Annotated in this window: 7 protein-coding genes, 2 tRNA genes and 2 rRNA genes (1 of these 11 only partly in view); 7 read left to right on the forward strand and 4 right to left on the reverse strand. The window is 37.9% G+C overall.

Features of this window, described 5'->3' with window-relative positions:
* Positions 1-127: 127 nt before the first annotated feature.
* The 7 genes from GYM71_RS07130 to GYM71_RS07165 all read left to right on the forward strand — a co-directional run bounded on the left by GYM71_RS07130 (position 128) and on the right by GYM71_RS07165 (position 3908).
* On the forward strand, positions 128-472 hold the full coding sequence (locus GYM71_RS07130) for a helix-turn-helix domain-containing protein (RefSeq protein ID WP_220219968.1): 345 nt from the start codon (positions 128-130) through the stop codon (positions 470-472).
* Positions 456-863, forward strand: a complete 408-nt coding sequence (locus GYM71_RS07135) for a M56 family metallopeptidase (RefSeq protein WP_220219969.1) — start codon at positions 456-458, stop codon at positions 861-863. Before GYM71_RS07130 ends, GYM71_RS07135 begins: the two co-directional genes overlap by 17 nt.
* A gap of 668 nt (positions 864-1531) precedes the next feature.
* The gene (locus GYM71_RS07140) at positions 1532-2002 is read left to right on the forward strand and encodes a DUF2321 domain-containing protein (RefSeq protein WP_244986807.1); all 471 of its coding nucleotides are present in this window, start codon (positions 1532-1534) and stop codon (positions 2000-2002) included.
* A gap of 492 nt (positions 2003-2494) precedes the next feature.
* Entirely contained in the window at positions 2495-2662 is a 168-nt protein-coding gene (locus GYM71_RS07150; RefSeq protein WP_220219971.1) for a hypothetical protein, read from the forward strand.
* A gap of 189 nt (positions 2663-2851) precedes the next feature.
* Positions 2852-3082 (forward strand): hypothetical protein, encoded by a 231-nt coding sequence (locus tag GYM71_RS07155; protein WP_220219972.1) that lies wholly within the window; start codon positions 2852-2854, stop codon positions 3080-3082.
* A gap of 238 nt (positions 3083-3320) precedes the next feature.
* Positions 3321-3539 (forward strand): helix-turn-helix domain-containing protein, encoded by a 219-nt coding sequence (locus tag GYM71_RS10505; protein WP_220221199.1) that lies wholly within the window; start codon positions 3321-3323, stop codon positions 3537-3539.
* Between the two features lie 186 nt (positions 3540-3725).
* Entirely contained in the window at positions 3726-3908 is a 183-nt protein-coding gene (locus GYM71_RS07165) for a hypothetical protein (protein WP_220219973.1), read from the forward strand.
* Between the two features lie 875 nt (positions 3909-4783).
* Here GYM71_RS07165 and GYM71_RS07170 read toward each other — a convergent pair.
* From GYM71_RS07170 to GYM71_RS07185, 4 genes are all read right to left on the reverse strand, one after another.
* Positions 4784-4875, reverse strand: a tRNA-Ser gene (locus GYM71_RS07170).
* A gap of 6 nt (positions 4876-4881) precedes the next feature.
* Positions 4882-4954, reverse strand: a tRNA-Asn gene (locus GYM71_RS07175).
* Positions 4955-4965: 11 nt separating this feature from the next.
* Positions 4966-5082 (reverse strand): 5S ribosomal RNA (rrf, locus tag GYM71_RS07180).
* 76 nt (positions 5083-5158) lie between these two features.
* Positions 5159-6684 (reverse strand): 23S ribosomal RNA (locus GYM71_RS07185) (it continues 1382 nt past the right edge of the window).

Here is a 6684-nt window from a genome sequence, read left to right on the forward strand (position 1 = left end):
TATTTAGTTTTATTTTTAATTACTTAATTACTTGATGAAATCAATTATCAACCACTTTAAGTAAAAAGTCAACATTTTTTAATCATGTGCGATAATTTTGTTTGATGGAAACGTGAGGAAAACTGAAATGACTACTTTAGATCGAATTAAAGTAATTGCGAAAAAGAAGGGTTGGTCATCGTTGCAAAGTCTAGCGCTTAAAGCAGGAATTGGTGCCAACAGTATTTATCGCTGGGATAAGCAAACACCCAGTACAGCAAGTTTGAAAAAAGTGGCTAAAGTATTGCATGTCTCCGTTAATGATTTACTCGGTGAATCAAGTCCAGCAGAAACAGTCAAACGAATTGACTTAGCTGACGACATTCCACTTGCTTATAATGGAAAAGCAGTCCCTGAAAAATATCTTGATATAATCCGTAACCTAATGGACTCTGATTTTAAAGAAGGCAAAAAAGGTGGAAAATTTAATTAAATACATGCTAAATTATGCATTTGACCATGGAATTAGTTACGCGTTATTAGACCAGATTGATCCTGATTATCCCTCAGTTTCTTTTACTGATATTGGTAGAATGGTTATCAATCTCAATTGGAAAAAGCAAAATGAAATACCTTTTATGATTGGTCATGAAATTGGCCATTTTGCCAACGGCGATAAGGGAACTTTTTACTATATTAATTTGAGTACACCGGTTGAACACCAGGCCGATTTATTTTCACTAAACCTAATCTACAAATATGCTTCAAAGCAGTTCTATACATTCGATGAGCCCGGACCTTTTATGCAGCAGTTCGCTATACCCTATCGTCTAGAAGGAGCTACCTACAAGCTATTTCAGAAAAATAATGATTTAATCTTCTAAAAACGCAAAAGGCAGTTAAGTTTAACTTAGTTGTCTTTTTCCTTTAATTAATTATATATTTTACAAAACAAAAAATAGTTACTATAAATCAGTTAAGTGACTATTCAATATTAATTATAAAGTTTTAAAAACATTAATTATATCTTTTTATATACATTATTATGTAAAAAATTGACTTAAAGGCTTTTATTGCCTTTAAATAAATTAGAGCAGATAAACTTGGTACCCTTCTGAATGCCTCATTAAAAGCATCTCCAGGAATCTTTCACATCTAATTATTTCATTTGCATTGCCACTTGTTTGTGATTAGCATAAGCCGCATTAACATATCCTTTTGGCTTTAGAAGGGCATGCTTGTATAAGTTTAGAGCTGTTTCTGTTTGATATAATTAGCTTAATTTTTCTTTTTTGGTCACCTCAATTCGCCTAAGCCAGCAACTAATATATTAGCATTTTTACACACTATACTATACTGCGTCTCTGCAGAACAAATTTATATTTTTGACGTTTCAAAATCGCATTGGATTCCCTAGATAATTTTGCTAAAAACTAATGCTTTTTGTTCAAAATAATTTGTATTTTATTCCATAATATATTGTACCTTTAGTGTATAATAATACATATCATATATTTAGTATTGAATTATTATTCCTAAAAAGGAGATTTTTATGGACTACAAACAAGCTGTTTGTTTAAATGGTCACCAGGCCAGTATAGATATTAATATAAATGAAAGTGTTGATTCTTTTTGCACTGAATGTGGAGCTAAATTAATTACCAATTGCACGAATTGCAATTATCTTATTGAGGGAGATTGGTCTCGATCAGGAAATGGATTTGTAGATTTGACTCATCATAACGTTTTTATTCCTAAATATTGTGAAAAATGTGGGAAGCCATATCCCTGGACTCAATCAGCACTCAAGGCAATTAGTGAAACGGTAAACCTATCAGAATTAGATAATAATCAGAAAGATGATTTAAAGGAAACTATTCCAGATTTACTTTCTGATACTCCAAAATCAAAACTAGCTGTGTTGAAATGGAAGAGTATTGGTAAGTCTTTACTTCCATATATTCATGACATTATTGTTGAAGTTGCTTCCGAATCAATTGTTAAAGCACTGTATGGTAGATAACTTATATCCACATTGTTCACAATAATTATCTTTATGTACTTTGTGCTTACAGTATTTATAATGTACAAACTCACCGTTTTATCGGATTGTGTTGTTTTTTGTCTTTGCAATATTTACATTCACTTTCTATTTTAGTTATCTCCATATCCTCATTGTCTAGCAATTAATTATCGGTTACGTTTTCAAGGAACGAGTATTAGACGCTTTACTTTAACGATATAATTTTCTGACATGAGTTATTGTTAGTCCTCCACTATTAGCCGAGCAGAATATGTTCCTATATTTCTTACTCAAGGACTAATTAGTGATATTATTTTTGCTTTGAAATGTAAAGGTAGATCGATGGAAGCAACTCTATCTGACGGTAATATTGTTTTCGTAAAAAAACTTCTGAAGTTGAAGATGGAGAAATAGTCGCTGTTTTAATCAACAACGATGAAGCAGCAACTTTAAGAAGTAGGTTTAGTAGCGCAAATTAAAAAAGCTTTTACTTTGCAAGGTGATGACAAGCTTGAAGCCTATAAAGAAATTGCTGTTCAAATGAATATGACCCCTGATTCCGTTACAGCCTTAAATCAGAAAGATTTTGAGCAAAAACTTCAGAATTATGCAAATTCAATGGATTCAGCAAAGAATGTGATTGAACAAGGAGGCAAATAATGTGTATTAACAATAAACTTAAACCCTATGTTTCTATACTTTAGATAGTGAAAAAAGGTGATTTGTGATGATAAAGATATGTCAGATACAATTCAAAAAGAAAAGCTTTCGAAAAAACTAATGAAGAATTAATTCCTGGTAATGATTAATTTTTTGTAGCTAGTTTAGAAATTAATAAGAATCAAGGATATGAAATTTAGATATAATTTGGGAGTTCGAAAACTACTTCATTTAAATGAAACTTTAAATGAAAGTTCTATAATTGATAGCCCAAATTGGACTTCAGGAGCATACCCAGATGTTTTACCAGCTAGTTTTAAAGAGAAATGGTCAAAGATAGTAAATATAGAGCTTAAATATAAAGTAAAGAAAAAAATGAAGACTCTAAAAGGATGCGATTTAGATTTTTTTATAAAATAGAAAAATTAGGGTAAAACAAAAAAGATTTTAAGATGAAGTTAACCCTCTAGTTGGACCAAAATCTATCTGGAGGGTTTTACTATGGTTAAATTTACCGTTGAACAAAAATTACAAGCTCTTAATTTGCTCAAAGAAGGCTACAGCACCTGCTTTTTGGCGCAAATAATTGGTACTGAATCACATCAAAAAATTGATACTTGAGTGCGTATACCAGCACTTTTTGGTGTAAGGCTTAGAAATTCGGCACACACCACAAAATTATGGTAGTTATTTCAAGCTCCAAGTCTTAAATTGGAAAAAAGATCAAGACGAGACTTATCAAAATACCGCCATTCACTTCAAGATTTCCTCCCTTAGCTTAATTTATATTTTGGAAAAACGTCTTGCTGAGGGTGGACTTAATGCGCTCTTTACCAAACGAGGCCGACCACCTATGAACAAATCACCTAAAAAATAGTTAAGTATGCCAACAGCGAGTCATCCAAATTAGAGCGGCTACGTTCAGAAAACCGCCAGCTCTACATTGAGAACGACTACTTAAAAAAGTCGAAGCCACAGCTCGGCGCAAAGACTCTCAACGCAAGAAGAACGGACCATCATCCAAGAGCTAAGGCATGAGCATAACTATCAGCTGCAAGAACTATTGGACTATAGCTTTTTAGCCAAGAGCACCTATGAGTATCACCTGCGCAGCAGGTGGAAAAGATACAGCGATCGGGCTTTACTGTCGCTAATTAAAGTAGTTAAACGTCATAATCCCAGCTTTGGCTATCTGCCGATGACCGATACACTAAAAATCAAGTATGGCCTTAAGCCGGGGTTATAGCCTGATAAAGGGGCACACAAGATGGATTCATCCAAGGTCCTCATCAGCGCAAGAAGGCCAAGAATCGCTTTTACCAAAAGTTTAAGACGAATCGGCCCTATCTCACCGATATCAGCGAGTTTCGCTATGGCAATTAGAGCATGAGAGAACAGATATATTTTTAAGATCTTTAAAGTGGTGAAATATTAGCTACATTATTAGTCAGGAGCCACAGACCAAGCATGTTATGGACGTGCTCAAGCGGGTTTTGGCCATCTTGCATAAAATTACATTACCGCATGACGATTCACAGCGACCAGGGCATCCAATACCAGTCCAAAGCATATTTCCAGACCCTAAAGAAGCGAGAGTCTCTTTCACATCCATTGTGAATAATAATTTCCAAGAAACCACAAGACCACGTAGAGATATTGAGCACAATGTATTATATACAAGAAAAGAATTAAAACTATTTTTAGATGCTTCAAAAAAATAGCAACACAGCTTATACTTATTTCAAATTATTATCTTCCACTGATTTAAGACGATAAGCTTTAACTTGGAAAAATATTGATTTAAACTATCAAAAGTTATCAGTTAATAAAACTTTGGCATATGAACTAGACGGAAAAATTATAATGCAACCAGCAAAAAGCAAAAAATCCAAACGAATTTTGCCTATTTATCCCAACTTACCCGAATTTCTTTTAGATTATCGAAAAGAGCAAAAATTTTGTATGACAAAGTTTTTCATCAAAATGATGGAACTTATTTTAATTTAACAGCACCCGGTAACTGACGGATTACTGTCCATAGTTTTATGCCGTGCGTTTGCTGTAAAGACAAATAAAAAACACTGTTAAATAATGATTTAACAGTGTTTATAATCGAAATTACGGAGTGTGAGAGATTTGAACTCTCGATACAGGATTAAAACCCGTATACATGATTTCCAATCATGCTCCTTAAGCCACTCGGACAACACTCCATAAAGCTCCGGCTGTCAGACTCGAACTGACGACATCTTGATTAACAGTCAAGCGCTCTACCAACTGAGCTAAGCCGGAATATTAAAAAAGCACGGCAGCTTCCTACCCTCGCAGGCAGTCTCCCACCAACTACTCTCGGCGTGAAGAAGCTTAACTGCTGTGTTCGGCATGGTTACAGGTGTTTCCTTCTTGCTATTGCCACCGTACTTTTCTTTGCTTGAGTTCTTACACTCAAAACTAAATATAATCCATTCTCAAAACCTTACCAGATTGCTTGAGCCTGTGGTCAAGTCCTCGACTGATTAGTACTAGTCCGCTCCAAGCCTCACGGCTCTTCCACTCCTAGCCTATCTACCTCTTAGTCTTTGAGGTGTCTTACTACTTTCGTATGGGAAATCTCATCTTGAGGGGGGCTTCGCACTTAGATGCTTTCAGCGCTTATCCCGTCCATACTTAGCTACCCAGCTATGCCTTTGGCAAGACAACTGGTACACCAGCGGTATGTCCATCCCGGTCCTCTCGTACTAAGGACAGCTCCTCTCAAATTTCCTGCGCCCACGACGGATAGGGACCGAACTGTCTCACGACGTTCTGAACCCAGCTCGCGTGCCGCTTTAATGGGCGAACAGCCCAACCCTTGGGACCTACTTCAGCCCCAGGATGCGACGAGCCGACATCGAGGTGCCAAACCTCCCCGTCGATGTGAACTCTTGGGGGAGATAAGCCTGTTATCCCCAGGGTAGCTTTTATCCGTTGAGTGATGGCCCTTCCATGCGGTACCACCAGATCACTAAGCCCGACTTTCGTCCCTGCTCGAGTTGTCGCTCTCGCAGTCAAGCTCCCTTATACCTTTACACTCTGTGAATGATTTCCAACCATTCTGAGGGAACCTTTGGGCGCCTCCGTTACTCTTTAGGAGGCGACCGCCCCAGTCAAACTGCCCGTCTGACACTGTCCCATGCCTCGCTTAGAGGCCCTGGTTAGAGCAGCCATCAAACAAGGGTAGTATCCCAACATTGCCTCTGATAATACTGGCGTACTATCTTCTCTGGCTCCTACCTATCCTGTACATGTTTAACAGCTGCCCAATATCAAATTGCAGTAAAGCTCCATGGGGTCTTTCCGTCCTGTCGCGGGTAACCCGCATCTTCACGGGTATTATAATTTCACCGAGTCTCTCGTTGAGACAGTGCCCAAATCATTACACCTTTCGTGCAGGTCGGAACTTACCCGACAAGGAATTTCGCTACCTTAGGACCGTTATAGTTACGGCCGCCGTTTACTGGGGCTTCAGTTCGCTGCTTCGCTTACGCTTACAGCTCTCCTTAACCTTCCAGCACCGGGCAGGTGTCAGCCCCTATACGTCGTCTTTCGACTTTGCAGAGACCTGTGTTTTTGATAAACAGTTGTTTGGGCCTATTCACTGCGGCTGGCTTTTACACCAGCACCCCTTCTCCCGAAGTTACGGGGCTATTTTGCCGAGTTCCTTAACGAGAGTTCTCTCGCTCACCTTAGTGTTCTCCACTCGACTACCTGTGTCGGTTTGCGGTACGGGTACGTTAGCTCTTGCTAGAAGCTTTTCTTGGCAGTGTGACTCTTGAACCTTCGCTACTTTAATTTCGCTCCTCTTCACAACTTGTGCTTTTTAAAAGCAAGCATTTGACTCACTCTTACACTTATTGCTTAAACATGGATGTCCAGCACCATGCGTTCTTTGCCTCCTGCGTCCCTCCTTCGCTATTAACGATCTAACGCAGTACAGGAATTTCTACCTGTTGTCCATCGACTACGCCTTTCGGCCTCGCCTT

The organism is Lactobacillus panisapium, from assembly GCF_019469265.1.
GTDB classification, from domain to species: Bacteria; Bacillota; Bacilli; order Lactobacillales; family Lactobacillaceae; genus Lactobacillus; species Lactobacillus panisapium.